Origin of the sequence: Amycolatopsis eburnea (genome assembly GCF_003937945.1) — a bacterium.
GTDB lineage: Bacteria > Actinomycetota > Actinomycetes > Mycobacteriales > Pseudonocardiaceae > Amycolatopsis > Amycolatopsis eburnea.
The window spans coordinates 474,391-498,951 of record NZ_RSEC01000032.1 but is presented as its reverse complement, the minus strand read 5'-3'; the positions used below and the strand labels follow the sequence as shown (position 1 = coordinate 498,951).

General features: G+C 72.2%; 24 protein-coding genes. 11 read left to right on the top strand and 13 right to left on the bottom strand.

The window, feature by feature from the left end; translation table 11 throughout:
* The first annotated feature begins 32 nt into the window (after nucleotides 1-32).
* Nucleotides 33-638 (top strand): rhomboid family intramembrane serine protease, encoded by a 606-nt coding sequence (locus EIY87_RS10250; protein ID WP_125307419.1) that lies wholly within the window; start codon nucleotides 33-35, stop codon nucleotides 636-638.
* Here EIY87_RS10250 and EIY87_RS10245 read toward each other — a convergent pair.
* Nucleotides 626-1,057 (bottom strand): hypothetical protein, encoded by a 432-nt coding sequence (locus EIY87_RS10245; protein ID WP_125307418.1) that lies wholly within the window; start codon nucleotides 1,055-1,057, stop codon nucleotides 626-628. The genes EIY87_RS10250 and EIY87_RS10245 overlap by 13 nt on opposite strands.
* A gap of 69 nt (nucleotides 1,058-1,126) precedes the next feature.
* Entirely contained in the window at nucleotides 1,127-1,672 is a 546-nt protein-coding gene (locus EIY87_RS10240) for a DinB family protein (protein WP_125307417.1), read from the bottom strand.
* Nucleotides 1,673-1,780: 108 nt separating this feature from the next.
* Between EIY87_RS10240 and guaA the strand changes: the two genes are divergently transcribed.
* Nucleotides 1,781-3,337, top strand: a complete 1,557-nt coding sequence (gene guaA, locus EIY87_RS10235; protein ID WP_125307416.1) for a glutamine-hydrolyzing GMP synthase — start codon at nucleotides 1,781-1,783, stop codon at nucleotides 3,335-3,337.
* A gap of 63 nt (nucleotides 3,338-3,400) precedes the next feature.
* On the opposite strand, the gene EIY87_RS10230 is transcribed toward guaA, so the two are convergent.
* Both EIY87_RS10230 and EIY87_RS10225 read right to left on the bottom strand, forming a co-directional pair.
* Complete coding sequence (locus EIY87_RS10230; protein ID WP_125307415.1) at nucleotides 3,401-3,643, bottom strand: hypothetical protein; 243 nt, start codon at nucleotides 3,641-3,643, stop codon at nucleotides 3,401-3,403.
* Nucleotides 3,636-4,916, bottom strand: coding sequence for a PspC domain-containing protein (locus tag EIY87_RS10225; RefSeq protein ID WP_125307414.1), 1,281 nt, complete (start codon nucleotides 4,914-4,916; stop codon nucleotides 3,636-3,638). The genes EIY87_RS10230 and EIY87_RS10225 overlap by 8 nt, the downstream gene beginning before the upstream one ends.
* 190 nt (nucleotides 4,917-5,106) lie before the next feature.
* Between EIY87_RS10225 and EIY87_RS10220 the strand changes: the two genes are divergently transcribed.
* The 7 genes from EIY87_RS10220 to EIY87_RS10190 all read left to right on the top strand — a co-directional run bounded on the left by EIY87_RS10220 (nucleotide 5,107) and on the right by EIY87_RS10190 (nucleotide 10,944).
* Nucleotides 5,107-6,087 (top strand): hypothetical protein, encoded by a 981-nt coding sequence (locus tag EIY87_RS10220; RefSeq protein WP_125307413.1) that lies wholly within the window; start codon nucleotides 5,107-5,109, stop codon nucleotides 6,085-6,087.
* Between the two features lie 80 nt (nucleotides 6,088-6,167).
* Complete coding sequence (locus EIY87_RS10215) at nucleotides 6,168-6,431, top strand: helix-turn-helix domain-containing protein (RefSeq protein ID WP_125307412.1); 264 nt, start codon at nucleotides 6,168-6,170, stop codon at nucleotides 6,429-6,431.
* A 125-nt stretch (nucleotides 6,432-6,556) separates the two neighbouring features.
* Complete coding sequence (locus tag EIY87_RS10210; protein ID WP_125307411.1) at nucleotides 6,557-6,835, top strand: hypothetical protein; 279 nt, start codon at nucleotides 6,557-6,559, stop codon at nucleotides 6,833-6,835.
* A gap of 83 nt (nucleotides 6,836-6,918) precedes the next feature.
* Nucleotides 6,919-7,182 (top strand): hypothetical protein, encoded by a 264-nt coding sequence (locus EIY87_RS10205; RefSeq protein ID WP_125307410.1) that lies wholly within the window; start codon nucleotides 6,919-6,921, stop codon nucleotides 7,180-7,182.
* On the top strand, nucleotides 7,179-8,912 hold the full coding sequence (locus EIY87_RS10200) for a zinc metalloprotease (RefSeq protein WP_125307409.1): 1,734 nt from the start codon (nucleotides 7,179-7,181) through the stop codon (nucleotides 8,910-8,912). Before EIY87_RS10205 ends, EIY87_RS10200 begins: the two co-directional genes overlap by 4 nt.
* A gap of 51 nt (nucleotides 8,913-8,963) precedes the next feature.
* Nucleotides 8,964-10,256 carry an ATP-binding protein gene (locus EIY87_RS10195; RefSeq protein WP_225439804.1) on the top strand — a complete coding sequence of 431 codons (1,293 nt, stop codon included), beginning with the start codon at nucleotides 8,964-8,966 and terminating at the stop codon, nucleotides 10,254-10,256.
* A 7-nt stretch (nucleotides 10,257-10,263) separates the two neighbouring features.
* Nucleotides 10,264-10,944, top strand: a complete 681-nt coding sequence (locus tag EIY87_RS10190) for a response regulator (protein WP_125307407.1) — start codon at nucleotides 10,264-10,266, stop codon at nucleotides 10,942-10,944.
* Here the strand turns inward: EIY87_RS10190 and EIY87_RS10185 are convergent.
* Nucleotides 10,941-11,846, bottom strand: coding sequence for a DMT family transporter (locus EIY87_RS10185; RefSeq protein WP_125307406.1), 906 nt, complete (start codon nucleotides 11,844-11,846; stop codon nucleotides 10,941-10,943). The genes EIY87_RS10190 and EIY87_RS10185 overlap by 4 nt on opposite strands.
* 104 nt (nucleotides 11,847-11,950) lie before the next feature.
* On the opposite strand from EIY87_RS10185, the gene EIY87_RS10180 reads away from it, so the two are divergent.
* Nucleotides 11,951-12,853 (top strand): LysR family transcriptional regulator, encoded by a 903-nt coding sequence (locus EIY87_RS10180; RefSeq protein ID WP_125307405.1) that lies wholly within the window; start codon nucleotides 11,951-11,953, stop codon nucleotides 12,851-12,853.
* On the opposite strand, the gene EIY87_RS10175 is transcribed toward EIY87_RS10180, so the two are convergent.
* The 7 genes from EIY87_RS10175 to EIY87_RS10145 all read right to left on the bottom strand — a co-directional run bounded on the left by EIY87_RS10175 (nucleotide 12,850) and on the right by EIY87_RS10145 (nucleotide 19,794).
* Nucleotides 12,850-13,944: a serine/threonine-protein kinase gene (locus EIY87_RS10175; RefSeq protein ID WP_125307404.1), complete on the bottom strand. Its 1,095-nt coding sequence runs from the start codon at nucleotides 13,942-13,944 to the stop codon at nucleotides 12,850-12,852. The genes EIY87_RS10180 and EIY87_RS10175 overlap by 4 nt on opposite strands.
* 16 nt (nucleotides 13,945-13,960) lie before the next feature.
* Nucleotides 13,961-15,577, bottom strand: coding sequence for a serine/threonine-protein kinase (locus EIY87_RS10170; RefSeq protein WP_125307403.1), 1,617 nt, complete (start codon nucleotides 15,575-15,577; stop codon nucleotides 13,961-13,963).
* 215 nt (nucleotides 15,578-15,792) lie between these two features.
* The gene (locus EIY87_RS10165) at nucleotides 15,793-16,650 is read right to left on the bottom strand and encodes a hypothetical protein (protein WP_125307402.1); all 858 of its coding nucleotides are present in this window, start codon (nucleotides 16,648-16,650) and stop codon (nucleotides 15,793-15,795) included.
* A gap of 260 nt (nucleotides 16,651-16,910) precedes the next feature.
* On the bottom strand, nucleotides 16,911-18,188 hold the full coding sequence (locus tag EIY87_RS10160; protein WP_125307401.1) for a hypothetical protein: 1,278 nt from the start codon (nucleotides 18,186-18,188) through the stop codon (nucleotides 16,911-16,913).
* Between the two features lie 334 nt (nucleotides 18,189-18,522).
* A complete protein-coding gene (locus EIY87_RS10155; RefSeq protein ID WP_125307400.1) occupies nucleotides 18,523-18,840 on the bottom strand; it encodes a hypothetical protein in 318 nt (105 codons plus the stop codon).
* Between the two features lie 64 nt (nucleotides 18,841-18,904).
* Complete coding sequence (locus EIY87_RS10150; RefSeq protein ID WP_125307399.1) at nucleotides 18,905-19,201, bottom strand: chorismate mutase; 297 nt, start codon at nucleotides 19,199-19,201, stop codon at nucleotides 18,905-18,907.
* 167 nt (nucleotides 19,202-19,368) lie between these two features.
* Nucleotides 19,369-19,794 (bottom strand): DUF1707 SHOCT-like domain-containing protein, encoded by a 426-nt coding sequence (locus tag EIY87_RS10145; protein WP_125307398.1) that lies wholly within the window; start codon nucleotides 19,792-19,794, stop codon nucleotides 19,369-19,371.
* A 286-nt stretch (nucleotides 19,795-20,080) separates the two neighbouring features.
* Here EIY87_RS10145 and pcrA point away from each other — a divergent pair, with 286 nt between their 5' ends.
* A complete protein-coding gene (gene pcrA, locus EIY87_RS10140) occupies nucleotides 20,081-22,492 on the top strand; it encodes a DNA helicase PcrA (RefSeq protein ID WP_125307397.1) in 2,412 nt (803 codons plus the stop codon).
* A 708-nt stretch (nucleotides 22,493-23,200) separates the two neighbouring features.
* Here pcrA and EIY87_RS10135 read toward each other — a convergent pair.
* Nucleotides 23,201-24,013, bottom strand: a complete 813-nt coding sequence (locus tag EIY87_RS10135; RefSeq protein WP_225439803.1) for a M23 family metallopeptidase — start codon at nucleotides 24,011-24,013, stop codon at nucleotides 23,201-23,203.
* Between the last annotated feature and the right edge of the window lie 548 nt (nucleotides 24,014-24,561).

Sequence of the window (24,561 nt, the reverse complement as noted above, 5' to 3'; positions counted from 1 at the left end):
GCGGCGGCGGGGACGCGCCTAGATTTTCGTCCATGAGCACGCGCACCGCATCCCGCAACCCGTTCGCGGCCCTCGCCGGGGCCACCCGCCGCCCGTACCTGACGGCCGCGGTGTTCGCGGTGACGCTGGCGTGCGGGATCGCGCAGCTGGCGGACCGCGGGCTCTACGCCCACGTCGTCCGCGACGCCGCCCGCATCGACGACGGCGAGTGGTACCGCCTGGTGACGGGCATGTTCTTTCAGGACGCCTGGGCGTTCGGCCTGGTGTCCAACCTGCTCTGGCTGGCGGTGTTCGGCACGCTGGCCGAGCGCGTGTTCGGTCGCGCCCGCTGGCTGGTCCTGTACTTCGGCTGCGGCCTGTTCGGCCAGTTCACGAGCTACGTCTGGCTCAACCCGGTCGGCGCGGGCAACTCGATGTGCGTCACGGGCCTGATCGGCGGCCTGGCGGCGGTCGTGATGGTGGCTTCGCGCCGCTACGGCGTGGTGCTGCCGGTTCAGTTCCGGGTGCTGGCGTTCGCGGTGCCGGTGCTGGCCGTGGTGGACACGCTGGTGCACGACAACCACGGCCTCCCGTGCCTGCTCGGCCTGGCCCTCGGCTTCCTGCTCCTGCCGCCGCGCCCGGCCCGTCAGTCGGGGTAGTGGCCGCCGAGGCGGCACCAGTGCGCGACCAGGTGCGGCTGCGGCGGTACCGCGAGCAGCTCCGCCAGGTCCGCTTCGGCCTGGCGGGCCGCCCGCTCGGTGCGTTCCCACTCCAGGTCCTCGTCGACGCTGTCGCACCGCTCCGCCCGGGCCAGCGCGGCGGCGATCCCGTCGCACCGCAGCTCGTCGGCGCGGCCCAGGTCCTCGGTGTGCCGGGCGTCGAGGATGATCCCGCTGCCCGACCGGGCGCCGTACCGGAAGGCGATCCGCAGCAGGTCGGTGCTGAACTCCCGCGTTTCGGCGGGCACCCACGACAGCCGCTCCCAGTCGGGCGGGGGCTGGTCGTCGGCGCGGCAGACCACGTAACCCGGCAGATCACACCAGGTCAGGGCGCCTTTCGGGCGGAGTCGGTAGAGCATGCGCAGGTCCCCCTAGGAGCCGTCCTCGATACCCGGTCAATCGGGCCGACGGTGACTCCCCGTTACAGCTCACCGGTTGCGGTACAGGTCGCGCAGCAGGAGGACCTCGGCGCAGTGGTGGATCATCTCGCGGTGGATGTGGAGCACCAGCGTCGCCATCGGGTACTCCGCGTACGGGCCTTCGGCGGGTCCGCACGGCCGCGCCAGCGCCTCCTCGTCGAGTGACCGGACGCCGGAAACCCACCGGGCGTAGTACTCGTCCAGCAGCGCCAGCGCCTCCGCGGCCGTCCCCGGGTACGGGTAGTCGTCGTAGGTCATCGCCGGGCCGCCGAAGTGCGACGCCGCCCGCATGCCCAGGACGCCGACCAGGATGTGGCCGAGCCGCCACGCGATCGTCGTGACCGGCGGCGGAACCGGCTCGGGGAAGGCGAAGTCGATGGTGAACGGGCCCGTGCCGGGCTCGTCGTCGGACTTCCGCGGCCGCACGGTCCAGCAACCCGCGACCGGCTCCCAGAAGTACTCGTCGTCGGTGAGCCCTTCGAGCTTCGGGCGCGTGTGGGTGTTCCAGTGGAAGTCGAGCTGGTCGGTCAGCTCCTCGGTCCAGTTCACAGCCATACGCGGACCGTAGGCCGGATCGCGGACAGGGGCGGCCCTGAATCCCGGGTGACCCAGCCCACCTGGGACGATGGACGCGATTCCCGCTTCTCGCCAGGAGGTCCTCAGGTGCCCAACCCGACCGGTCCGGTTCTCGTCGTGGACTTCGGGGCGCAGTACGCGCAGCTGATCGCCCGGCGCGTCCGCGAGGCCCAGATCTACTCGGAGGTCGTGCCGCACAGCGCGTCCACCGAAGAGATCCTCGCGAAGAACCCCGCGGCCATCATCCTCTCCGGCGGCCCGTCGAGCGTGTACGCCGAAGGCGCCCCGGGCATGGACCCGAAGCTCACCGAAGCGGGCGTCCCGATCTTCGGCATCTGCTACGGCCACCAGCTGCTCGCCAGCGCGCTCGGCGGCGTCGTCGAGCCGACCGGCGTCCGCGAGTTTGGCCGCACCGAGGTCCGCGTGACCGGCGACGGCGGCGTCCTGCACGCCGGCCTGCCCGCGCACCAGCCCGCGTGGATGAGCCACAACGACAGCGTCACCAAGGCGCCGGAAGGCTCGGTCGTCACCGCGTCCTCCGACGGCGCCGAGGTCGCCGGCTTCGAGGACGTCGAGCGGCGCTTCGCCGGCGTCCAGTACCACCCGGAGGTCGCGCACTCGCCGCACGGCCAGGAGGTGCTGCGCCGGTTCCTGCACGACATCGCCGGCATCAAGCCGCAGTGGACGACGTCATCGATCGTCGAGGAGCAGATCCAGCGGATCAGCGACCAGATCGGCGACGGCCGCGCGATCTGCGGCCTGTCCGGCGGCGTCGACTCCGCGGTCGCGGCCGCGCTGGTCCAGCGCGCCATCGGCGACCGGCTGACCTGCGTGTTCGTCGACCACGGCCTGCTGCGCGCGGGGGAGCGCACCCAGGTCGAGCGCGACTTCGTCGCCGCCACCGGCGTCAACCTCGTGACCGTGGACGCGCGTGAGCGCTTCCTCGACGCGCTCGCCGGCGTCACCGACCCGGAGCAGAAGCGCAAGATCATCGGCCGCGAGTTCATCCGCGTCTTCGAGCAGGCCGAGCGCGACCTCAAGGCCCAGGGCGACTACAAGTTCCTGGTCCAGGGCACGCTCTACCCGGACGTCGTCGAGTCCGGCGGCGGCGAGGGCACGGCCAACATCAAGAGCCACCACAACGTCGGCGGCCTGCCGGACGACCTCGAGTTCGAGCTGGTCGAGCCACTGCGGCTGCTGTTCAAGGACGAGGTCCGGCGCGTCGGCCTGGAACTGGGCCTGCCCGAGACGATCGTGCAGCGCCAGCCGTTCCCCGGCCCGGGCCTGGGCATCCGGATCATCGGCGCGGTCGACCAGGAACGCCTCGATACCCTGCGCGCGGCCGACCTGATCGCGCGCGAGGAGCTGACGGCGGCCGGGCTGGACCGCAGCATCTGGCAGTGCCCGGTGGTGCTGCTCGCGGACGTCCGCAGCGTCGGTGTCCAGGGTGACGGCCGGACCTACGGGCACCCGGTGGTGCTGCGTCCGGTGTCGTCCGAGGACGCGATGACCGCGGACTGGACGCGCCTGCCGTACGACGTCCTGGAGCGGATCTCCACGCGCATCACCAACGAGGTGGCGGAGGTCAACCGGGTGGTGCTGGACGTGACGTCCAAGCCGCCGGGCACCATCGAGTGGGAGTGAGTCCACTCCTGGACAAGGCTCGAGGCCCCGGCGTGGGATCCGGGGCCTCGAGGGTTTTCGGTGCTAGCGGCGGCGTTTGCCGCCGAACGACGCGCCGAGCAGCAGCAGTCCCACGAACACCGCGCCGCCGGCGATCACCCAGCGGAAGTCGAACGAGGGCAGCCAGCTGGCGCCGTCCGAGAGGACGTAGGCCGACACCAGCAGGGTCGCGATCCCGACGATCAGCGTGAAGACGTCGAAGCCGCCGCGCTTGGCGGGCTGGGTGTCCGCCGGGTCGTCGTAGGCGTAGGGGTTCTGCTCAGCCACGTCGCACCTCCACGCTGCCCACGCTGTTGTCCACCTTCAGGGTGATCTTCTGGCCGCCGACGCCGTCGGGGCCGTTGTCCGTGCCCTTCAGCGCCGCCTGGCTGATGCCGTCGGTCGAGCGGTCGAAGCAGTCCGCCGAGCCCGCGCCGGTGTGGCACTCGTAGGTGACGTCCGCGTTCGCCGGCACGATGACCTTGGTGTCGCCCGCGCCGTTGGAGATCGTCGTCGAGTACGGGTCGCCGACCGGCAGCTTGCTCAGGTCGAGGTCGATGTCCCCGGCCGCGTGCTGGTAGAGCGGCTGCACGTCGGCGATCGTGGCCGGCGTCTGCTTGATGTCGCCGACGCCGCCGCGGAAGTCGAGGTTCTCGAACGGCGCCGTGGTCAGGATCATCCCGACGATCGCCAGCGGCACCGCGAGCCCGATCAGGCCGCGCCCGCCGCGGGCGAAGGCGCCGGCGACGAGACCGATGCCGGTCACGCCGAGCACCAGCCCGATGATGTGCTGCGCCGAGAACCAGTCCGCGCCGTTGAGGTTCAGCAGCACCCCGGCGCCGGCGGTCAGCACCGCGAGCGCGAAGGTCACCGAGCCGACCTTGGAGTGCGGCCGCCGCTCGGGTGCCCGGTACGGCGGCGGCGGTGTCGGCCGCGGCGGCTCGGGCGGCGCCTCGGGCAGGTCCCAGCCGGCCGGGTCGGCGGCGAGGGGGTCCCACCCCTTCGCCGGCGACGGCGCCTCGGCGGTGTCGGTCATGGTGAAGGCTCCGTTCCCGGTGAAGGCCTCGGTCCGCGTCCGCGCCACGACCGGCGCCGGCCGGTTCAGGTGCCCGCGGCTGCGGTGCAGCAGGTAGAGAGCGGTGGAGATGAGTGCGAAGCCGATCAGGCCGCCACCGTCGAACCAGGTGGAGCTGAACATCCCCCCGGCGCTGACGACCGTGAGCACGGCCAGCACGACGGCGAAGGCGGGCGACACCGAGGACCGGCCGCGCCCGATGAGGCCCTCGAAGCCGGAGACCTCGTCGTTCTCGCCCGGCAGGAACAGCCACGCCAGCAGGTAGAAGGTCAGGCCGAAGCCCCCGAAGATCGTCGCGACCACCAGTGCGATCCGCACCACGACGGGATCGACCCCGTACCGGTACCCGAACCCGGCGGCCACCCCGGCCACCTTCCGCCCCGCCTGCGGCCGCCGCGGCCGGCTGGCCCAGAAGTCCTTGGCGGTCTCCTCGAAGCCGTTCAACACCCCCGGCTTCGTCGACCGGCTTTCGCTCGCACCACTCATACCGAGAAGCATGCGGCACGGGCGGCGGCGGGACATCCGGGATGGTCCCTGAGGTTTCCCGGAGAGAGCTACCCGGGGTTGGCCGGCCTGGTTCCTTCAGGTGAAGTGCCTTTCGCCGCCGAATACCCCGCCCGGACGTCGGCAACCCGGCGAACGGACGAGAAGGCGAGACCGAACGGACGATCCGGCTTTGACTGTGACGACCGGGCGCCCCGCGCCCACCGCGGCGGCTGCCGGTCGCTGGACCGCACGGCTGCTCGTCGTCGGCGGGCTGCTGCTCCTGGCGTTCCTGCTGAGCGCGGCACTGGACCGTGCCGAGGCCGGTTCGCCGTGCGACCGGGTCGTCGGGTTCCTCACCTCCGCGGCCGTGGACGCCAGGTGCGGCGGTGCCGGGGCCGCGGCTCCGTCGCCGCGGAAGGTGGTGGGCGTCGTCGAGGACACGGTGCGGTCCGTCGCGCCGGTGGTCCGGGACACCGCACAGCCGCTGGTCGACACTGTCGGCGACATCCCGCCACGGCCCTCTCGCGTGCCCGACGGCGGCGGTGCCCGGGACAGAGCCACTCCCCGCCGCGACGCCGGTCCCGCGGCCGGGCACCCGGTCCGGGCCCCCAGCAGCGCCGCGACGAGGACCGACCTGGCCGGTGCCTGTGGCGACGTCGCGGCGGCGAAGATCGACCTGGTCCGGGCCCGGGGTGGCGTCGTGGCAGCGAAGACCCACGCGGCCCGGGCCTGCTGCGGCGTCGCGGCAACCAGGAGACCCGCCGTCCCGGCCTGCGGCAGCGTCACGGCGGCGAAGCTCCGCCCCGTTCCGGCCTGTGACACCACCGCGGCGGCGAAGCCCCGCCCCGTTCCGGCCTGTGACACCACCGCGGCGGCGAAGCCCCGCCCCGTCCCGGCCTGTGACACCACCGCAGCGGCGAAGTCCGGCCCGCGCCGAGCCTGCGGCACGACCGCACCGCCGCGAACCGCTCCGCACCGGTGGTCCCCACCCTGCCCGGCCCCCGCGTGGCACGGACAGGGCGGCGCCCTGCCCGAAACCGGCGGCTTCCCCGGCGCGGTCCTGAGCCGGACCCCGGCACCGCCCGATCCGGCGCGAGCGCACCGCTGGGACCCGGCCCGCGACGCCACCCGTCGGCACCGGCCCGCGAGACCGGTGTTTTCCCCCGACTGACCGGCCGGCGGGCCCCGCCCGGCATTCGTGTCCGCGAACCCGTGGCGTACCGGTGTGCGAGGGGAAGGAAAGAGCAGGGAATGAAGTGGAACCTGCGGCTGGTCGCGGCCAAGCGCGGCATCTGGAAGGCCGGTGAACTGCGCGAGCTGCTGGCCGCCGAAGGGATGGAAATCTCCGCGGGAAAGATGTCGAAGCTGTGGTCCGGCGACCCCGCCAGCGTGAAGCTGGCCGAGCTGGACGTGCTGTGCCGGGTGCTCGACTGCGCGGTCGGCGAGCTCCTGGTACCGGCCGTGCCGCGGCACAGTGAGTTCACGAAAAATGAAATTCGATCGAGAAAAATGTGATTGCTTCAGCGTGAGTACAAATTCCGCGGCGGGCGGTTGCGGCTGCGCCGGACGCGATGTTACAAAATGAATTGCGTGCTGCTGGTGCGCTGATCTGAATTCCGGAATGAGAAAGGAAGAGGACGATGAACGACCTTTCGTTCGACGCGCTGGACGCGCTGACCGGTGAAGTGCTGCCGGAGCGGGCCGTGCTGGGTGTCGTCTCGACCCCGTTCAACAACGCCGGTGAGTCGGGCGGCAACACCACCGTCGTGACCGGCGGCAACCACGGTGCCACCGCGATTTCGGCCTGCCAGTCCACCCACTCGGAGGGCACCCCGGGCCTGCTCGGTTCGGTGGGCCTGGGCTCCAACAACCCGAGTGAGTCCGTGACGTGCACGCCGGGTGCGGTCTCCAGCTACTGATCGGGGACCCGGTAGCCATCCGCTGACCACGCGGATGGCTACCGCCCCGGCCGCGCAGGCCCCGAACAGGAAGAAGTCTTGTCGTGGAAGCTGAAATCGGTTTCACGGAGCTGGCCGCGCTGGCCGGCGAGGTGCTGCCCGAACGGGCGGTGCTGGGGCTCGTTGGCGGCAGCGGGTCCGCGGCGCCCGCGCAGTACGTCGCGACCGGCCCCGACGGGTCCACTGTGTACTACGCCTGCCAGACCACCCACAACGCCGGTACCCAGGGCATCGTCGGCGCGACCGGGCTCGGGCAGCCGCCGTCGACCACGACGACGTGCGTGCCGGCCGTGGTCACCACGCGATGACCGGAGATTTTCCGAGCACGGACGTCGTCGGCCGGCACGGGCCGGTCGGCCTGCTCGAGGGGACCGAGCTGGTCGGCGAGTTCCAGGGTTCCGGCTACCGCGCACCGCCGCAGCTGGTGTCCCGCGCCGACGCGCAGCTGGTCCGCCTGCCGGACCTGCTGTACTCGGTCGTCAAGGCCTTCGACGCCGAGGCGGGGTCCGCCGCGGCCGGCCGGGACCACCTGGCGGCGGTCGCGCGGCACGTGGGCCGGGACGCCGGTGCCGGCCTCACGGTCGAGCAGGTCGGCTACCTGCTCGACCGCAAGCTGGCCCCGCTCGGCGTGACGACCTACAGCGACGGCTCGGCGCCGGAAGTGGCCAAGCCGGCCCCGTTCCTCTCCCTGCGGTTCCGGGTCTCGGTGCTGTCCGAACGGGCCACCTGGGCCCTCGGCGGCGCGTTTTCGATCCTGTTCCGGCCGGCCGTGCTGATCGCCGTGCTGCTGGCCGTCGCCGCGAGCGAACTGATCGTCTGGGTCGACCTGCCGGTCGCGGCGGCCGTCTCCTCGACCCTCGTCTCGCCGTCGGGCATCCTCGCCGTGGTCGCGCTCGCGGTCGCCTCCACCGCGTTCCACGAGTTCGGCCACGCGAGCGCGTGCCGCTACGGCGGGGTGCCGCCCGGGACCATGGGGTGCGGCATCTACGTCGTCTGGCCCGCGTTCTTCACCGACATCACCCGCACCTACCGGCTCGACCGGGCCGGCCGGCTGCGCACCGACCTCGGCGGCGTGTACTTCAATGGCATCTTCGTGTTCGGCCTCTTCGCCGCCTACGTGTTCACCGGCTACGAGCCGCTGCTCGTGGCGATCCTTTCCGTCAACCTCGAGATCGTCCAGCAGCTGCTGCCGACGCTGCGGTTCGACGGCTACTACATCGTCGCCGACCTGCTGGGCATCCCGGACCTGTTCAAGTACATCGGGCCGATCCTGGCCCGCTACGTCCTGCGCCGCCCGCCCGACCCGCGCCTGCGGGAGCTCAAGCGGTGGCCGCAGCTCGTCGTGACGGTGTGGGTGCTGACCATCGTCCCCGCCATGGTGGTGCAGCTGGCGTACGTCGCCGCCCAGCTGCCCGGCCTGATCCGGGCGGACTACGACGCGATCGGCCGGCTCTTCGACGGCGGCGCCGGCACCTCGGTCCTCGGGGTGGCCGCCGCCTGCGTGCAGGCCCTGCTGCTGCTGTTGCCCGTCGCCGGCGTGCTGTTCATCCTGGTCCAGCTCCTGCGCGCCGCGGCCCGGCTGGTGCGGCCGCGGGTCGCCGCGGTGTTCGCGGCCGCGCCCCGACGCGCGATCGCCGGGGCGGCGGCCGTCGCCACGCTCCTGGCCGCCGGTACCGCGCTGGCCTGGCCGCGCGGCCCGACCGGATCGGCCGAGGCGAACGGCCCGGCACCGCAAGCGGTCGCGCCACCGCGTCCCACGTCATCCGCGCCTTCGCCGGTTCCGCCGGCCACGCCACCGCCCGCTCCCGCGACGTCGGAAGCCGCGCCGGAGACCACTCGCCTGCGCGGCCGGGACGTCGAGCACCGGTCGAGCGAACCCTCGCGGACGTCGAGGCCGGCCGCACCGCGACCGGCCGCACCGCGGCCGTCCCCGGTGGAGCGGCCCTCGCCGGCACCGGACAGCCCGCCGCCGTCGCCGGCCCCGTCCTCGAGTTCCGAGTGCGTGCTCGGCCTGCGCGTGCTCGACCTGCTCTGCTGAGGCGTGGATCAGGGGTTTCCCCGATGGAACCCCCGGCCCCCGCGTGTGACCATGGACGGCGTGCAGGACTCCCTCGACCTCGTAGCCACCGACCAGGCGGTCGTCGTCCCGGAAAAGCCCAAGATGTTCCGGCGGCGCTCCGGCCGGGCGATCGCCGGGGTCGCCGGCGGGCTCGCCGATCACCTCGGGGTGCCGGTCCTGTGGGTGCGGACGGCCTTCGCGCTGCTCGCCGCGCTCAACGGGGCCGGGTTGCTCGCCTACGGGCTGCTCTGGGTGTTCGTGCAGCAGCAGGCCCAGGAAGCCACCGACACGCCGACGCCGAAGGAACGGCAGCAGGCGTTCGGCCTGATCGCGCTGGGCGTCGGCCTCGCCGTCGCCAGCGGGACGCTCACCGGGTTCATCAGCGGCTGGGTCGCCGTGCCGCTCGCCGTCGCCATGATCGGTCTCGCGGTCGTCTGGCGGGAGGCCGACGAGTCGCAACGCCGCCGTTGGCGCGTCGGGGCGAAGGACGGCTTCGCGGGCGCCTTCCTCGGCGGGGGCGGCTGGTCGGCCGCCATCCGGATCGTCGCCGGTGTCGCGCTGGTGATCACCGGCATCACCGTCGTCGTGCTGCGCAGCGGCACCCTCGACCAGGTCCAGTTCGCGCTGATCGCGGTACTGGCCACGCTGATCGGCGTCGCCGTGCTGACCGTCCCGTTCTGGCTGCGGCTGGTCCGCGACCTCTCCGACGAGCGCAAGGCCCGCATCCGCACCGACGAACGCGCCGAGATCGCCGCCCACCTGCACGACTCCGTGCTCCAGACCCTCGCGCTCATCCAGAAGCAGAGCGAACAGCCCCGCGAGGTCGCGCGGCTGGCCCGCAGCCAGGAACGCGAGCTGCGCGGCTGGCTCTACGGCCCCAACGGCTACGGCAAGCCTGCCGAGAGCGAAGAAGAAGCCGCCGGCCAGCTGTCCGAAGCGCTCGCGACGGCGTGCGGCGAGGTCGAGGACACCTTCGCGATCTCGGTCGGCCAGGTCGTCGTCGGCGACGCCGAACTCGACGAGTCGCTGGTCGCGCTCGTCCAGGCCGCCCGCGAAGCCATCGTCAACGCCGCGAAGCACGCCGGGGTCGACGAGGTCAGCGTCTACGCCGAGGTCGAGCCGACGTCGGTGACGGTGTTCGTCCGCGACCGCGGCAAGGGCTTCGACCCCGACCTCGTCCCGGACGACCGCCACGGCCTCGCCGACTCGATCCGCGGCCGGATGACCCGGCACGGCGGCACCTGCAAGGTCCGGACCGCGCCGGGCGAGGGCACCGAGGTGCAGCTCGCCATGCCGGTGAAAGCGGGCAAGGGAGCGGCGTGAGGCGGCTATGCTCGACGACGTGACGGACAGCAAGCGTGAACCGGTCAAGGTGTTCCTCGTCGACGACCACGCCCTGTTCCGCGCGGGGGTGCGCACCGAGCTCGACTCGATCACCGACGAGGTCCGCGTCGTCGGCGAGGCCGGTTCGGTAGCCGAAGCCGTCGCCGGCATCGCGCGGACGAAACCGCAGGTCGTGCTGCTCGACGTGCACATGCCCGACGGCGGTGGCGCCGAGGTGCTGCGCCGTGTCCGCCCGGAGCTGCCGGACGTCGTCTTCCTGGCGCTGTCGGTTTCGGACGCCGCCGAGGACGTCATCGCGGTCATCCGCGCCGGCGCCCGCGGCTACGTGACGAAGACGATCTCGTCGAAGGAACTGGTCCGCGCGGTGGTCCGCGTCTCGGACGGCGATGCGGTGTTCTCGCCGCGGCTGGCCGGCTTCGTCCTGGACGCGTTCGCCGACCGCCCCGGCTCGGCCCCGATCAACGACCCCGAGCTCGACCTGCTGACGCCCCGCGAGCGCGACGTCCTGCGGCTGCTGGCCCGCGGCTACGCGTACAAGGAAATCGCGTCGGAGCTGTTCATCTCGGTGAAGACGGTCGAGACGCACGTGTCGAGCGTGCTGCGGAAGACCCAGCTGTCGAACCGCTACGAGCTCTCGCGCTGGGCTTCCGACCGCCGCCTCGTCTAGACCCGTTCCATCACCGGTTCGGGAGCCGGCGCCCGGTTCGGCAGCCGCGTCAACGCGACGCCGCCGAGCACCACGACCATGCCCGCGATCACCCGCAGGTGCAGCTGCTCACCCAGGAACAGCGCGCCCAGCAGCACCGAAACCACCGGCAGCAGGTAGCCCACCACCGAAGCCGCCACCGCGCCTTCGCTCGCCAGCAGCTGGTAGTTGAGCGCGAACGCGAAGCCCGTCGAGCCGATCCCCAGCACCAGGACCGCGAGCAGCGGCCCGGGGGACACGTGCACCGGCGTGAGCCCGCCGACCGGCAGTGCCAGCACCAGCATCCCGCTGGCCAGCAGCATCTGGCCCGCCGAAGTCGCGTACGGCGACAACGACGTGTCCGACAGGTACTTGCCTTCGTAGACGAACGCGAAGCCGTAGCTGGCCGCCGCCGCGAGGCACGCCAGCGCGCCCCAGCTCAGCAGGCCCGACGCCTGCCACGGCGCGAAGATAAGCAGGATCCCGCCGAGCCCGATCAGCAGGCCGGCGAACCGCGCGCCGGTCATCCGCGACGACGTCCCCATCAGCGGCGCCGCCAGCAGCACCCACAGCGGCGTCGTCGAGTTCAGCACGCCGGTGATCCCCGAATCGACCGTCGTCTCGCCGATGGCGAACAGCAGGAACGGCAGCGCGTTGTGGAAGAACGCCGCCACCGCCAGGTGTCCCCACATCCGGCGGTCGCGCGGCAGCTTCGCCCGCTGCAGCCGGCACAGCACCAGCAGCATGGCCGCGCCCAGCACGAGCCGCGCCAGCACCAGCTGGACCGGCGAGAACATCCCCAGTCCCAGCTTGATCCAGAAGAAACTCGAGCCCCACATCAACGCCAGCGCGCCGATCCTCAGCAGGGTCTTCGTCTCGCCCACCCCAGTCCTCCTCAGCCGATCCAGCGTCAGCTTCGCCCGCGCCAGACGTAAGGACAAGCGAAAATAACTGCAGGAACACTTAAGCCCAGCTGTACGATCGGGCCATGCTCGACGTCCGCCGCATGCAGGTACTCCGCGCCGTGATCACCAGCGGGTCGATCACCGCCGCGGCCCGCAACCTGGGCTACACGCCGTCCGCGATCAGCCAGCAGCTGTCGGCGCTGGAACGCGAAGCAGGCACCGAGCTCCTCGAACGCGTCGGGCGCGGCGTCCGGCCGACCCCGGCGGGCGCGCTGCTGTCCGAGCACGCCGAGACGCTGAGCACCGAGCTCGCCAAGGCCGAGGCGGCGCTGGCCGAACTCAAGGAAGGCCGCACCGGCCGCGTCTCGATCCGCTACTTCGCCACGGCGGGCGCGTCGCTGGTGCCGCCCGCGATCGCCGCGGTCCGCCGCGAGCACCCCGGCGTCCACCTCGACCTCAAGCTCGTCGAACCCGACGACCCGATGACGGACGTCGAAGCGGGCAACGCCGACGTCGCGATCACCGTGTTCCCGCGCAAGACCCCGCCCGGCAAGGGCGTCGAGCTGGTGCACCTGCTCGACGACCCGTACCGGGCCGTGCTGCCGAAGGCCCACCCGCTGGCCCGCAAGCGCGTGCTCGACCTGACGGACTTCGCCGAAGAGCCGTGGGTCGGCGTCGACGGCCTGCCCGGCATCTGCCGCGACATCCTCGACAGCGCCTGCGCGTCTGCCGGGTTCGCGCCGAACGTCGTCGTCGAGTCCGAGGACTACCAGACGGCGCAGGGGTTCGTCGCCGCCGGCATCGGCGTCGGCCTCGTCCCGGAGCTCGGGCTCGGCGCGCAGCACCCCGGCGTGGTCGTCCGCAAGATCCGCAACCCGGAGCCGGTCCGCACGATCCACGCCGCGGTCGCGTCCCGCGCGTGGGGCCACCCGGCCGTCCGCACGCTGCTCGAAGCCATGCGCGCGGCGACCGCCAAGGTGGCCTAGACGAAGAACAGCTCCGAAACGAGAATGCCGACCAGCACCGCCGCGAGGATCGCGGCCACGGTGATCAGCGTCTTCTTCGACACCGGCAGGTTCCACGCCTCGGCAGGCCGGGCCGCGGGCGCGGGCGGCGGCGCGTACTGCGTCGCTTGCGGCGGCACGGGCTGCATCCGCTGGGTCGCGTCCGCCGCGGCGTAGCCGGGCGGGGGGAGCGGGATCTGCTGCTGGAACTGCGGACCCGACGGCGGCATCGGCGGCGCGGCGGGCGCCAGCCCCGGGTTGAACGGCGGCTGCGGGGGCGGCGGCAGCCCGGGCGCGGTCGGCGGGATGAACGCCGTCTCGCGGCCCTCGGTGATCGCCTTCAGCGAGCGGACGGTGTCCGCCATCGTCGGGCGCGTGGTCGGGTCCGAGCGCAGCATCTTGCGCAGCGCCTCGGTGAGCACGCCCGCGTTCTGCGGCGGGCGCTCGGACGACTGGCCGTCGTCGCCGAACGGCGGCACGCCCTCGACCGCGGTGTACAGCGTCGCGCCGAGGGAGAAGACGTCCGCGGCCGGCGTCGGCGGCAGCCCCCGCGCGACTTCGGGCGCCACGTACGCCGCGTGCGGCCCGCCGCCGCTGATGCCGATGTCGGTGAGCTTCACGCCGCCGTCGTCGGCCAGCAGCACCGTGCCGGGTTCGAGCGTGCGGTGGACGAACCCGGCGGCGTGGATCGCGGTCAGCGCGTTCCCGAGCTGGATGCCCAGCGCCGCGGCCTGGTCCGCGGTGAGCCTGCCGTGCTCGGCGAGGAACGTCGCCATGCTGCGAGAGGGGATGTACTCCATCACGAGCCAGACGTCCTGGCCCTCCGGCAGCACGTCGAACACCTTGATCGCGCACGGGTGCTCGATCCGGGCCGCGTCCTTGCCCTCCTGCATGGCGGCCGCGCGCGCCTGCTCGGCGCGGTCACCGCCGCCGACCGGCAGGTACATCCGCTTCATCGCGACGGTGCGGAACAGCCGCGTGTCGAACGCCAGCCACACGATGCCCGCGCGGCCACGGCCGATCGGCTGGTCCAGCCGGAACCGGCCGCCGACGATGGTGCCTTCAGAACTCAAGTCGGATCCCGGGCTGTCAGGAGTTGCCGGTCGGGCTCGTCGGCGTGACCGACGACTCGGGGGTAGTCGGAGTCGTGGAGGGCTCCGTCGGTTTCGTGGGCGTCGTCGTCTTCGGAGTCGTGGTCCGCTCCGGCTCGGTGGCCCGCGTGCTCGTCCGCTTCGACGACGTCGTCGGTTCCTCCGTGCTCGACGGCAGCTCGACCGTGCTGGTCGGCACCTCCGTCGTCGACGGCAGCGACTCCGACGTCGCGACGGGTGCCGGCTTGCTGCTCGACACCGGCGCGGCCGGCGCCTCCGGGTTGTTCGGGCTCAGCAGCCAGACGACGAGGGCGACCAGGCCCACGACCACGACGCCGCCGATGATCGCCGGGCGCTTCCACGCGCCGGGCTTCTCGTCGTCGTCCTCGGGCCGCTGCTGCGGGCGGGGCCGCGGCGGGGGCGGCGGGGCCGGCTCGTCGTCGTAGTCGTCGTACGGGTCGTCCGCGTACGGGTCCTGGCCGTGCGGCGGCACCGGCACCGCTCGGGTCGCGGCCAGCCCGGGCGGGACGCCGCCGTGGTGGTTGTCCTCGGGGTAGTGGTCGTACCCGTCGTAGTCGTCCTCCGGGTAGCCGGTGCCCTCCGGGTAGTCGTCCTCGTCGTAGTACGGGACGGCCTGGGTCGGCGCCTGCCCGTCGAGCAGGCTGCCCGAGTGGCCCGCGGGGACCTCGTCGAACATCTGGGTCGCGTTCGGGTCGGCGACGGCGGCCGCGCCGAGGACGCCGGCGGACGGCGCCAGCATCGTCTCCTCCGCCGGGCCGCCGAGCGGCGTCTCGCCGCGGGCGACGGCCGCGAGCAGCTCCTCGCACTCCTCGGCGGTCGGCCGGTGCTCGACGTCCGGGTGCAGCAGCACGGCCAGCACGCTGGCCAGCGGCCCGGACTGGCGCGGCGGGTTGATCTGCCCGGCCGCGACCGCGTGCAGCAGGCTCAGCGTGTTTTCCGACAGCCCGAACGGCGGCTGGCCCTCGCACGCGGCGTAGAGCGTGGAGCCGAGGGAGAAGACGTCGGACTCCGGGCCGGGGTCGCCGCCGATGGCGACCTCGGGGGCCAGGTAGGCGGGCGTGCCGGCGATCATCCCGGTCTTGGTGACGGTGACGTCGTCCTTGGCGCGGGAGATGCCGAAGTCGGTGATCTTCACGGTGCCGTTGCCGGCGAGCAGGATGTTGCCCGGCTTGATGTCGCGGTGGACGATGCCGACCGCGTGCGCCTCGCGCAGCGCCGCGGCGACCTGGGCGCCGATGCGCGCCACCTCGGTCGGCGGCAGCGTGCGGCGTTCCTGCAGCACGGCGGCCAGGCTGGTGGAGTTGAGGTACTCCATGATCAGGCAGGGCTGGCCGTTGTCGTCGGTGACGACGTCGAAGACGGAAATCGCGTTCGGGTGGTGCAGCCGCGCCGCGATCCGGCCCTCGCGCATGGTGCGCTGCCGGGCGTCTTCCTTGTCGTGCTCGTCCAGGTGCGGCTGGAGCAGGAGCTGCTTGATCGCCACGGTGCGGCCCAGGACCTCGTCGTGCGCCTGCCAGACGGCCCCCATCGCGCCCGTGCCGATCCGGCCGACGATGCGGTACCGATCGGCGACCAGACGACCCTCGTCGCTCACGCGACCTCCCTTTGGGCTCCGACTTCACCAGGGCGTGAGGATAGGTGCCTGGTGACGCGGCCACGAACACACCGCGTCGCTGGAGCGTATGCACATGTCGTGGGCTCTGTGCCGGCTTTTCCGAGACCGGCCCGTGACAAGGCTAGGCGCTCACTCTGCGCACACGAATCCGGCACGGGCACTTGAACCAGGGGTGAAGGGATGATCGCCGAGGGCTACATGTACTGGGCCGAGACGAGCTCGGCTTCGGTGATCAGCCCGCCGGTGTCGGCGACCCGGAACAGCTGGGTGACGCGCACCAGCGCGCCGTCCGGCCGGTGCAGGGTCGCGACCGCGAGGATCGAGCCGTCCGGCTTGATCTGCGTGTCGGCTTCCTGCACGTCGATGGCGTCCATCGAGCTCCAGGTGCGGACGAGTTCACCGGCCGCGCCGCCCGCCAGGTCGGGGCTCAGCAGCGCGAGCGCGCCCGAGGAGTCCCGCGCGATGGCCGCGTAGAAGTCCTTGACCGCCTGGATCTTCCGGCTCGCGCTGCGCTCGTCGGCCGCCTTGTCCGGAACCGGCTCGGCGGTGTCCGGCGCCGTCTCCTGCCGCGAGCCCTCGGTGGTCTGGGCGGTCGGCGAGCTGCCGTCGGCCGGCGAGCCCTGCGTCGACTGCCCGGGACGCGCCGGGGTGCCGCCGCCGGCCTGGTGCTGCGGGACGGCGAGGCCGCCGAGCTCCGCGGCCCCGCTGAAGCCGGCCGGGGTGGACTGCCCGCCGGCGGACACCGCGCGGTGCGAGCTGGTCAGCATCGGCGCGGCGATGACCGCGCCGGCGACGAGCGCGCCCGCGGCGACGAGACCGGTCAGCTTGGCGCGGCGGGCGAAGCGGCTTTCGGGCTCGCCGGCGTCTTCGACCTTCTCCGGTTCGCGCACCGGCTCCGGCCGCGGCGGCAGGAACTTCTGCGGGTCGCGGAAGACCTGCTCGAGATAGTCGCGGTCGGCGTCACCGACGCCGTCGAGAATCTCGGCCGGGATGACGTCCTCGACGCGAACGGCGTGGGGTGTCTCCCGCCGTGTGCGCTGCCGATCAAGCACGAAAGTCCTCGCTCTGGGGTTCCGGGGACGGTCACTCCGCCGTTCGGCGGGGCTTCCGTTGGTCCGGGTGGCCGACTCGTGGCCGGTTCCGGATCCGCTGTCGTCAGGTAACCCTGTGCGGACGGCGACCACCAGGCTCTGTCGCCGGAATGCCGTCGCGATACGACGAGCGGCAGCTTATGTCACCCACCCGGACCAGGCATAACCGCTCGGCGCACCGCACGTGCATCGGAACGGGCGAACCGCACGTGCAGGTGCGGTTACTGGCCGTCAGCCGCGATCTTGTCGCCGTCGCCGAACGTCAGCGTGCGTTGCTCGATCGTCTTGGTCCCGTCCGTGTGGGTGACCTCGACGGTGTTCACCGTGACGCCGCGTTGCTGGTCGATGCTGACCTTCTTGACCTCGAAGTAGGCGATGCCGGCGTACCGCTCCGCGAGCGCCTGCGGCCCCTGGTCGTGCAGCTCGCCGGTGGTCACCGACGACGCCGAGGCGGGGTCGGTGGTGACCGTGTTGAAGAACTTCTCCGAGTTGTCGCCCATGGTCTGGGCGTCCGGCGGGAAGGAGTACCACCACGGCGGTTTCACCGGGGTCTCCCGCTGCGCGGGCGTGACCGGCGGTTTCTGCGGCGCGCGGGCCGGCGTGGTGGTCGTGCCGGACGTCGTCCCCGAGGAGTCGGACGTGCTGCTGTCCGGGGTGGAGGCCGAGCTGTCGCCCGGCCCGGCGCCGCCGTTGGCGCTGGTCTTCCGTGCGCCGGCGTCGTCGTTCCCCGGCCGGGACGAGCTCTCCGGGCCGGACGCGGAACCGCCTTCCGAAGCCGGCTGGTGCTCGCCGGTCGGGTCGATGACCGTCGGCACGCCCTGGTAACCGGGCCACGAGCCTTGGACGGCCTGGTCCACCGGCGGCTTCCCGACCAGGAAGGACCCGGCGCACAGCAGCCCGACGACCACGGCGCCGGACGCGCCGGTGGCGAACCAGGCGGCCTTCCGCCACGTCTTCGGCGGCGTCACCGACGCGGGCACCGAGCCGATGGTGAAGCCGCCCAGCCCGTCGATCGGGGGCGCGCTGTAGATGCGGACGTCGTCTTCGTCCAGGTCGACCGCGCGCGGCTTCGGCGCGGCCAGCGAGACGCGGGTGCGGCGCGCGGCCTGGTCGGCGCGGGACTCGGCGGGTTCCGGTTCGAAGTCGTCGTAGCCGACCTGGACGGCGTCGAGGGGGAGGCTGCCGTGCGCGGCCGGGAACAGCGGCCGCCCGTCGCGCGGCTGGGGCAGCGGGAGCGAGCCCGAGACCGAGCCGCCGCCCGGTTGCGGGAGGGGGCCGGGGCCGCCTTGCCGCCGAAAGGGCCGTGCGCCGGGACCCGGTGCCCCTTGCTGGGGGAGCGGGAGCGAGCCGGACACCGGCGGGTCGACCGGCGTCGCGCGGTGCCGCACCGGGCGGTGCGGCGGCAGCGGCGGCGTCCAGTCGTCCGCGCCGCCGGGCCGGTGCCGTCCGGGGTGCGCGGGAGCGGCGCCGCGTCCGTGGAACTCCGTGCCGTTGCTCATGTCGGCTCGACCACCCGGCGGAGGAGTCCTGACGCCGTCCGGCGGCCGAACGACCCGAAAGGAGCACCCTCACGCGCGGAATCTCGTTCGGAATCCTGCGCAGATGCACGCGCACGCGACAGCGGACGCGCGGGGCCGGTGCCCCCGCGCGTCCCGCGGGCAACGCCCGACCCAGACGCAAGGGTCCTCACGACGTAAACCCTAAAAGCATCCGGTGTCGAAAGTCGCCCCCAAACCTGCAAGTTGCAGAGGTTTCACTCGGTCGGGCGCGACCGATCGGGCGAAGGTGACGCTATGGAGTTTCACGCAGCGCCATCAAGCCGGCTCAGGGAATTCAGCCTCCCGTGCGGTACCGATCCCGGGTGGACTGCAGGGCCTTCGTGGCCACCACACCGCTACCGCCCGCGATCAGGATCGCCACGATGTCGAGCGGCGTTCCCCCGGCCGTGAGCAACCAGGCGAACAACGAAGCCGCGGTGGTCCCGCCGGCGATGGCCCACCGGCTGCGGACGTACTGCCCGACCGGGGCGCCGCTCGCGCCGCGCTTGCCCGCCGCACTGTTCAGCAGCGCCAGATACCCCACATGGCCCAGCGCGGCCAGCACGCTCGCGAGCGCGACGATGACGGCGATGAGGTTCACGAGCCAGTCCATGACCCCAGTCTGCCCGTGCCGGGGCCACCGGTGCCTCCGGGAAGTCCCCGAATTCGGCCAACCGTTACCGGCCGAGCCTGCCCCGGCCGAGGTTGAGCAGCGCCATGGCGAGCTGGCGGCCGTCCGGACCGAGTTCGCGGTAGCGCGCGAGCACGTCCATCTCGCGGTTGTAGACGATGCGCGTGCCACCGGCGGCCATCCGCGCGGCCCCGATCGTCTTGGACACCTCCACCCGGCGTTTCACCAGCCGGAGGATCTCCTTGTCCAGCCAGTCGATCTCCTCGCGGAGCGCCGAGATGTCCTCACCGGCGGTGGTGTGCTCGGCGGGCTGGCCGTCGGCGTTCGTCGCGTGTGCGTTCATCGGGGACCTCTTCCTCGAATCCCGGACCCGCCCGGCCCCAGGGACGGCAGCAGCCCCGGGTCCGAGGACTCCGGGGCTGGCGGTGATGGCGGTGGTGGCACTACGCGATCACGGGAGCCGGAGTCCGGGTCCCGTAAAAAAATCGCTCTGCGTGGTGCCGCACGCCTTCAGTATGGCACAGCGGTACCGGAGCGCTCCCGGAACGACCGCGCGCCCGCGTGGACCACGAGGCTCACGGTGAGCCAGAACATCGGGAAGGCGGGCCAGAAGAAGCCGGCGCCGAGCACCGCCCACCGCACGATGGCGAGCACCGACAGCGCGACCACGACGGCGAGGTGGAAGCGCAGCGCCGGGTGCCGCCGCAGCGCGTCCCGGGTGAGCGGGAACCCCGGCCGCGGCGGCGCGGGCCGGGGCAGATCGGTGGTGAGGGCGGCCAGTTCGTCGGTGTACCGCGCGGCGTAGACGCGGGCGAGGCGCTCTTCGACCTCTTCGAGGGTGAGCCGGCCTTCGGAGCCGGCGGTCTGGACGGTCTTCGCGACGCGCTCGCGATCGGCGTCGGCGGCCCGGAGCCGGGCGGGGTTCGGTGCGTTCATGTCCACCGATGCTCCGCGCGGGAAGGCGGCGGCGCGTCGGGCGGCAGGCGACATTCCCCGCTACGCCCGGCGCGGTACCCGGCCCCACAGGGATGTCATGAAAGGGTCGTTCACCTCGCCAGACGACATGAACGACCCTTTCATGACATCGCGGACCACCGGACCGGCCGCACCGGCCCCGCTCCCGACCACCGCCGCTCGCGCGCCCGAGCGACCCCGACACCGGACGGCCCGCGTCGGCACGCTCTGCCGCCCTTCCACCCACCCGGGGTAGCGTGGACGGACGATGGACACCCTCTTCGATCTCCCCGCCGCGACCCCTGCGCGCAAGCCCGCCGCCGGCGGGCAGGCCGAGCTGCTCGACGACCTCAACCCCGCCCAGCGCGAAGCCGTCACCCACGCCGGTGGCCCGCTGCTGGTGGTGGCGGGCGCGGGATCGGGCAAGACCCGGGTGCTGACCCGCCGGATCGCCTACCTGCTCGGGCAACGCCGCGTGCACCCGGGCGAAATCATGGCGATCACGTTCACCAACAAGGCGGCCGCCGAAATGCGCGAGCGCGTCGCCGCGCTCGTCGGGCGCCGTGCGAACGCCATGTGGGTCTCGACGTTCCACTCGATGTGCGTGCGGATCCTGCGCCGTGAAGCCAAAACGCTCGACATGTCGTCGAGCTTCTCCATCTACGACTCCGACGACACCAAGCGGCTGATCACCCTGGTGGCGCGGGACCTCGACATCGACCCGAAGCGGTACGCCGCGCGCACGCTCGCCGTGCACATCTCGAACCTGAAGAACGAGCTCACCGACCCGGAGACGGCGGCGGCGAACGCGGGCAACGACCTCGAGCGCCGCGTCGCCGAGGTCTACGCCGAGTACCAGCGGCGGCTCAACCAGGCCAACGCCTTCGACTTCGACGACCTCATCATGCGCACGGTCTCGCTGCTGCAGGCGTTCCCGGACGTCGCCGAGTACTACCGGCGCCGGTTCCGCCACGTGCTGGTCGACGAATACCAGGACACGAACCACGCGCAGTACACGCTGGTCCGCGAGCTGGCCGGGACGGCGCCGAACGAAGCGGGTGTCGAGCCGGCCGAGCTGGTCGTGGTCGGCGACGCCGACCAGTCGATCTACGCCTTCCGCGGCGCGACGATCCGCAACATCGAGGAGTTCGAGCGGGACTTCCCGAACGCGCACACCATCCTGCTGGAGCAGAACTACCGCTCCACGCAGACGATCCTGTCCGCGGCCAACGCCGTGATCGAGCGCAACCCGAATCGCCGGGCGAAGCGGCTGTGGACGGATTCGGGCGACGGCGAGAAGATCGTCGGCTACGTCTCGGACAACGACCACGACGAAGCCGCGTTCGTGGCCGGGGAAATCGACTCGCTGGCCGAAAAGGGCGAAGCCGACTACTCCGACGTCGCCGTCTTCTACCGCACCAACAACCAGTCCCGCGTCTTCGAAGAGATCTTCATCCGGCTCGGCCTGCCGTACAAGGTCGTCGGCGGCGTGCGGTTCTACGAGCGGCGCGAAGTCCGCGACATGATCGCGTACCTGCGCGTGCTGGCGAACCCGGAGGACACGGTCAGCCTGCGACGCGTGCTGAACGTGCCCAAGCGCGGCATCGGCGACCGCGCCGAAGCCGTCGTGGCGACGCACGCCGAGCGCGAGCGGATCTCCTTCGCGCAGGCCCTGCGGGACGCCACGGAAGACAAGATCCCCTTGCTGAACCCGCGCTCGGTCAAGGCGATCAAGGGGTTCGTCGCGCTGCTCGACGAACTGGGGCTGCTGGTCGAACAGGGCGCCGAGGTGCACGACGTTCTCGAAGCCGTGCTGGAAAAGACCGGCTACCGCATCGAACTCGAAGAATCCGAAGACCCGCAGGACCACACGCGCGTGGAGAACCTCGACGAGCTCGTGACGGTCGCGCGCGAGTTCACCGAGATCACCGCCGAGGTCGCCGCGGACGAGAACGCCGAGCTGGTCGTGGAGCCCGGCGTGCCGGCCCCGGGGTCGCTGCCCGCGTTCCTGGAGCGCGTTTCGCTGGTGGCGGACGCCGATTCGGTGCCTTCGCCGGACGGTGGCGAGGAAGGCGACGGCGGCGCGGGCGTGGTCACGCTGATGACCGTGCACACCGCGAAGGGCCTGGAGTACCCCGTGGTGTTCTGCACCGGCTGGGAGGACGGCGTCTTCCCGCACATGCGGGCGCTGGGCGACCCGACGGAGCTGGCCGAGGAACGGCGGCTCGCGTACGTCGCGATCACGCGGGCGCGCAAGCGGCTGTACGTCTCGCGCGCGATCACGCGTTCGGCGTGGGGCCAGCCGTCGATGAACCCGGCTTCGCGGTTCCTGGACGAGCTGCCGCCGGACCTCGTCGACTGGCGGCGCCTGGAACCGTCCAGCCCGGGCTTCGGCTTCGGCGGCGGCTCACGCGGCACCCCGCGCGCGGCGACCACCTGGGGCGGCAGGCGGACTTCGTCGCCGTCGTCTTCGGGCACGCCGTCGTTCGGCAAGGGCTGGAAGGACACGGTGGCGCTGAAGCTGGACGTCGGCGACCGGGTCAGCCACGACAAGTACGGCCTCGGCACGGTGATCTCCTGCGACGGCGTCGGCCCCCGCGCGACGGCGACGATCGACTTCGGCGCCGCGGGCAAGGTCCGCCTGATGCTGATCGGCAGCGTCCCGATGGTGAAGCTCTAGCTTCCGCGCAACCCGGACGAGTGAATCCGGCGGCGATCCCCGCGATCGCCGCCGGAATCGTCGTACCCACCCGGTACAACTGACCCCGTGATCGAACAAATGTTCGACGGAGGGGGTAGTGTGGTGTGGACGCGGTGCTGTTTCACCTGCTGGCCGAAGGGGTACAAAACCACCTGCGGGGAGTCCTGCGGGCAACGGTTTCCGATCGGGGTCGGGAGCCTTCGGGGGCCTCAGGAACCGCCCCGCGTGCGGGAGCGGAGGCGTGCCGGCTGGCTGCCGCTTGGCGAGCGCTGCTCAGGCAGCACGAGCTGGGCGCGGACGGGCACTGCGTCACCTGCGGCCGGGGACGCCGCTGGACGACGAGAGCTCGCAGCGCCGCGCGTGTCCGCTCCGCGGGGGGCGCCGGGCGAGCCGCGCCCTGGGGCTGGCTGCCCGTGCGGCGGCCGGCGGAGCTGTGCACGGTGTGGCAGGTCGCGGTGGCCTACTTCATCCGCCGTCTGCCGGGCGGGCAGCGCTAGCGCGTTTCGGGCGCTGAGGCGCCTGTGGCGGGTTTTTCTCGGCCTCGTCGAGGTTCTGGGTGTCCCGGTGGGTTCCGGCGTCGCTGCGCGGCTCGTGCCGTCGACGGCGAATCTCGGCTCTACGACCGGTCTTCCCGTGTGCCCGGCAGCCGTGCTGCCGGGCCGGAGTGGTGCGGAGGGAGCAGGTGGCTCAGAGGACGATGCCGCGCGCGGCCAGCCAGGGCCGGGGGTCGATCTTCTTCGTGCCGTTCTGCCACACCTCGAAGTGCAGGTGCGGACCGGTGCTCTGACCGCGGTTGCCGATCTCGGCGATCTGCTGGCCGCACTTGACCTTCTGCCCCTCCTTGACGGAGAAGCTGTTCATGTGGCCGTAGACCTGGATCGTGCCGTCGTCGAGCTGGACGCGCACCCAGAGGCCGAAGCCGCTGGCCGGGCCAGCCTCGATCACGGTGCCGTCGGAGGCGGCGTAGATCGGGGTGCCGATCGAGTTGGCGATGTCGATGCCGAGGTGGCTCGTGCCCCACCGGGCACCGAAGCCCGAGGTGAAGGTCCCGTGGGCCGGGAGGCAGGTCTTGGGGCGAGCGGCTTCTTCGGCGGCCTTCCGGGCGGCGTCGGCTTCACGCTGCTCACGGGCCTGCGTGACGGAGGCGGAGTCCGCGATCTTCGCGGCCTCGGCGGAAGCGTCGACGGCGTGGCCGGTCGGCAGGAGCTCGGGGGCGCCCCCGGAGCCCGCACCTCCCGCGGTCAGCGAAGCGCTGGCGTCCTGGCTGTTGGCCAGCGGCGTGACGGCGGCGTCGGAGTCCGTGACGGTCTTGAGGGTCTGTCCTGCCGCTGCGGCAGCGAACGCTCCGGCCGCGACAGCGGCAACTACGACCCGGCCACGAAGGGCCGAGGAGGGCGGGGCGATGCGGTGCGCACCCCGGACACGAACGACCGCACCTTCCAGTGCGTCCTTCAATGCCGGGGAAGGAGCTTGGCCGCCGGGGGAGCGGTGTGAAGCCAAGACAGGGCCTTCCATCGTCGGGGAGCCGGGTCGAGGACTGCGGGCGGGGGAACCCGGTGAGCCAACCTCGGGGGCGGTTCGCTCGGCGTCCTACTTCGTGACCTGACTGTAATGGGGACCCCGGGACAGTAACGAAGGGGTACCGCTGTCGGCAAGATCTGCCCTGGCGGTCGGCCAATCGAGTGGCGAGCGGGTGACGCTCACCTGTGGGAATTACCCAAAGTTAGAAGGGGTTTACTGCATTGGTTGTGACTTGCCTTACAGCTCTTGCGGCCGGTTCAGGACCGCCAACGCTGTGGAGGGGTCCGGAGGCCGGAATAAGCGTTTGCCAGGGGATGTTTAAGCATCTTCGACTCCCTTGAGTCGGTTGTGGACGCTCCCTTCGCTGACGGAGCCCCATCTCGCAGCGCCCGAACTCGACCGTTCGTCGACGCCGGAGAACCGCTCGCCGACTGAGTCGCCAAGATCGCGGTTGTGCGTCCGATTTGCCCCCTTGTGCGCCGGTCTTCGGTCGCGAACGGGGCCCGCAACGTCACGTCTTTGGTCGC

What these genes read in the sequence shown, in the direction of transcription:
- EIY87_RS10160 (WP_125307401.1), bottom strand. Translation starts at nt 18,188, where the DNA reads ATGAGCAACGGCACGGAGTTCCACGGACGCGGCGCCGCTCCCGCGCAC.
- EIY87_RS10190 (WP_125307407.1), top strand. Translation starts at nt 10,264, where the DNA reads ATGCTCGACGACGTGACGGACAGCAAGCGTGAACCGGTCAAGGTGTTC.
- EIY87_RS10145 (WP_125307398.1), bottom strand. Translation starts at nt 19,794, where the DNA reads ATGAACGCACCGAACCCCGCCCGGCTCCGGGCCGCCGACGCCGATCGC.
- EIY87_RS10210 (WP_125307411.1), top strand. Translation starts at nt 6,557, where the DNA reads ATGAACGACCTTTCGTTCGACGCGCTGGACGCGCTGACCGGTGAAGTG.
- pcrA (WP_125307397.1), top strand. Translation starts at nt 20,081, where the DNA reads ATGGACACCCTCTTCGATCTCCCCGCCGCGACCCCTGCGCGCAAGCCC.
- EIY87_RS10215 (WP_125307412.1), top strand. Translation starts at nt 6,168, where the DNA reads ATGAAGTGGAACCTGCGGCTGGTCGCGGCCAAGCGCGGCATCTGGAAG.
- EIY87_RS10225 (WP_125307414.1), bottom strand. Translation starts at nt 4,916, where the DNA reads ATGAGTGGTGCGAGCGAAAGCCGGTCGACGAAGCCGGGGGTGTTGAAC.
- EIY87_RS10245 (WP_125307418.1), bottom strand. Translation starts at nt 1,057, where the DNA reads ATGCTCTACCGACTCCGCCCGAAAGGCGCCCTGACCTGGTGTGATCTG.
- EIY87_RS10180 (WP_125307405.1), top strand. Translation starts at nt 11,951, where the DNA reads ATGCTCGACGTCCGCCGCATGCAGGTACTCCGCGCCGTGATCACCAGC.
- EIY87_RS10250 (WP_125307419.1), top strand. Translation starts at nt 33, where the DNA reads ATGAGCACGCGCACCGCATCCCGCAACCCGTTCGCGGCCCTCGCCGGG.
- EIY87_RS10150 (WP_125307399.1), bottom strand. Translation starts at nt 19,201, where the DNA reads ATGAACGCACACGCGACGAACGCCGACGGCCAGCCCGCCGAGCACACC.
- EIY87_RS10240 (WP_125307417.1), bottom strand. Translation starts at nt 1,672, where the DNA reads ATGGCTGTGAACTGGACCGAGGAGCTGACCGACCAGCTCGACTTCCAC.
- EIY87_RS10155 (WP_125307400.1), bottom strand. Translation starts at nt 18,840, where the DNA reads ATGGACTGGCTCGTGAACCTCATCGCCGTCATCGTCGCGCTCGCGAGC.
- EIY87_RS10195 (WP_225439804.1), top strand. Translation starts at nt 8,964, where the DNA reads ATGGACGGCGTGCAGGACTCCCTCGACCTCGTAGCCACCGACCAGGCG.
- EIY87_RS10200 (WP_125307409.1), top strand. Translation starts at nt 7,179, where the DNA reads ATGACCGGAGATTTTCCGAGCACGGACGTCGTCGGCCGGCACGGGCCG.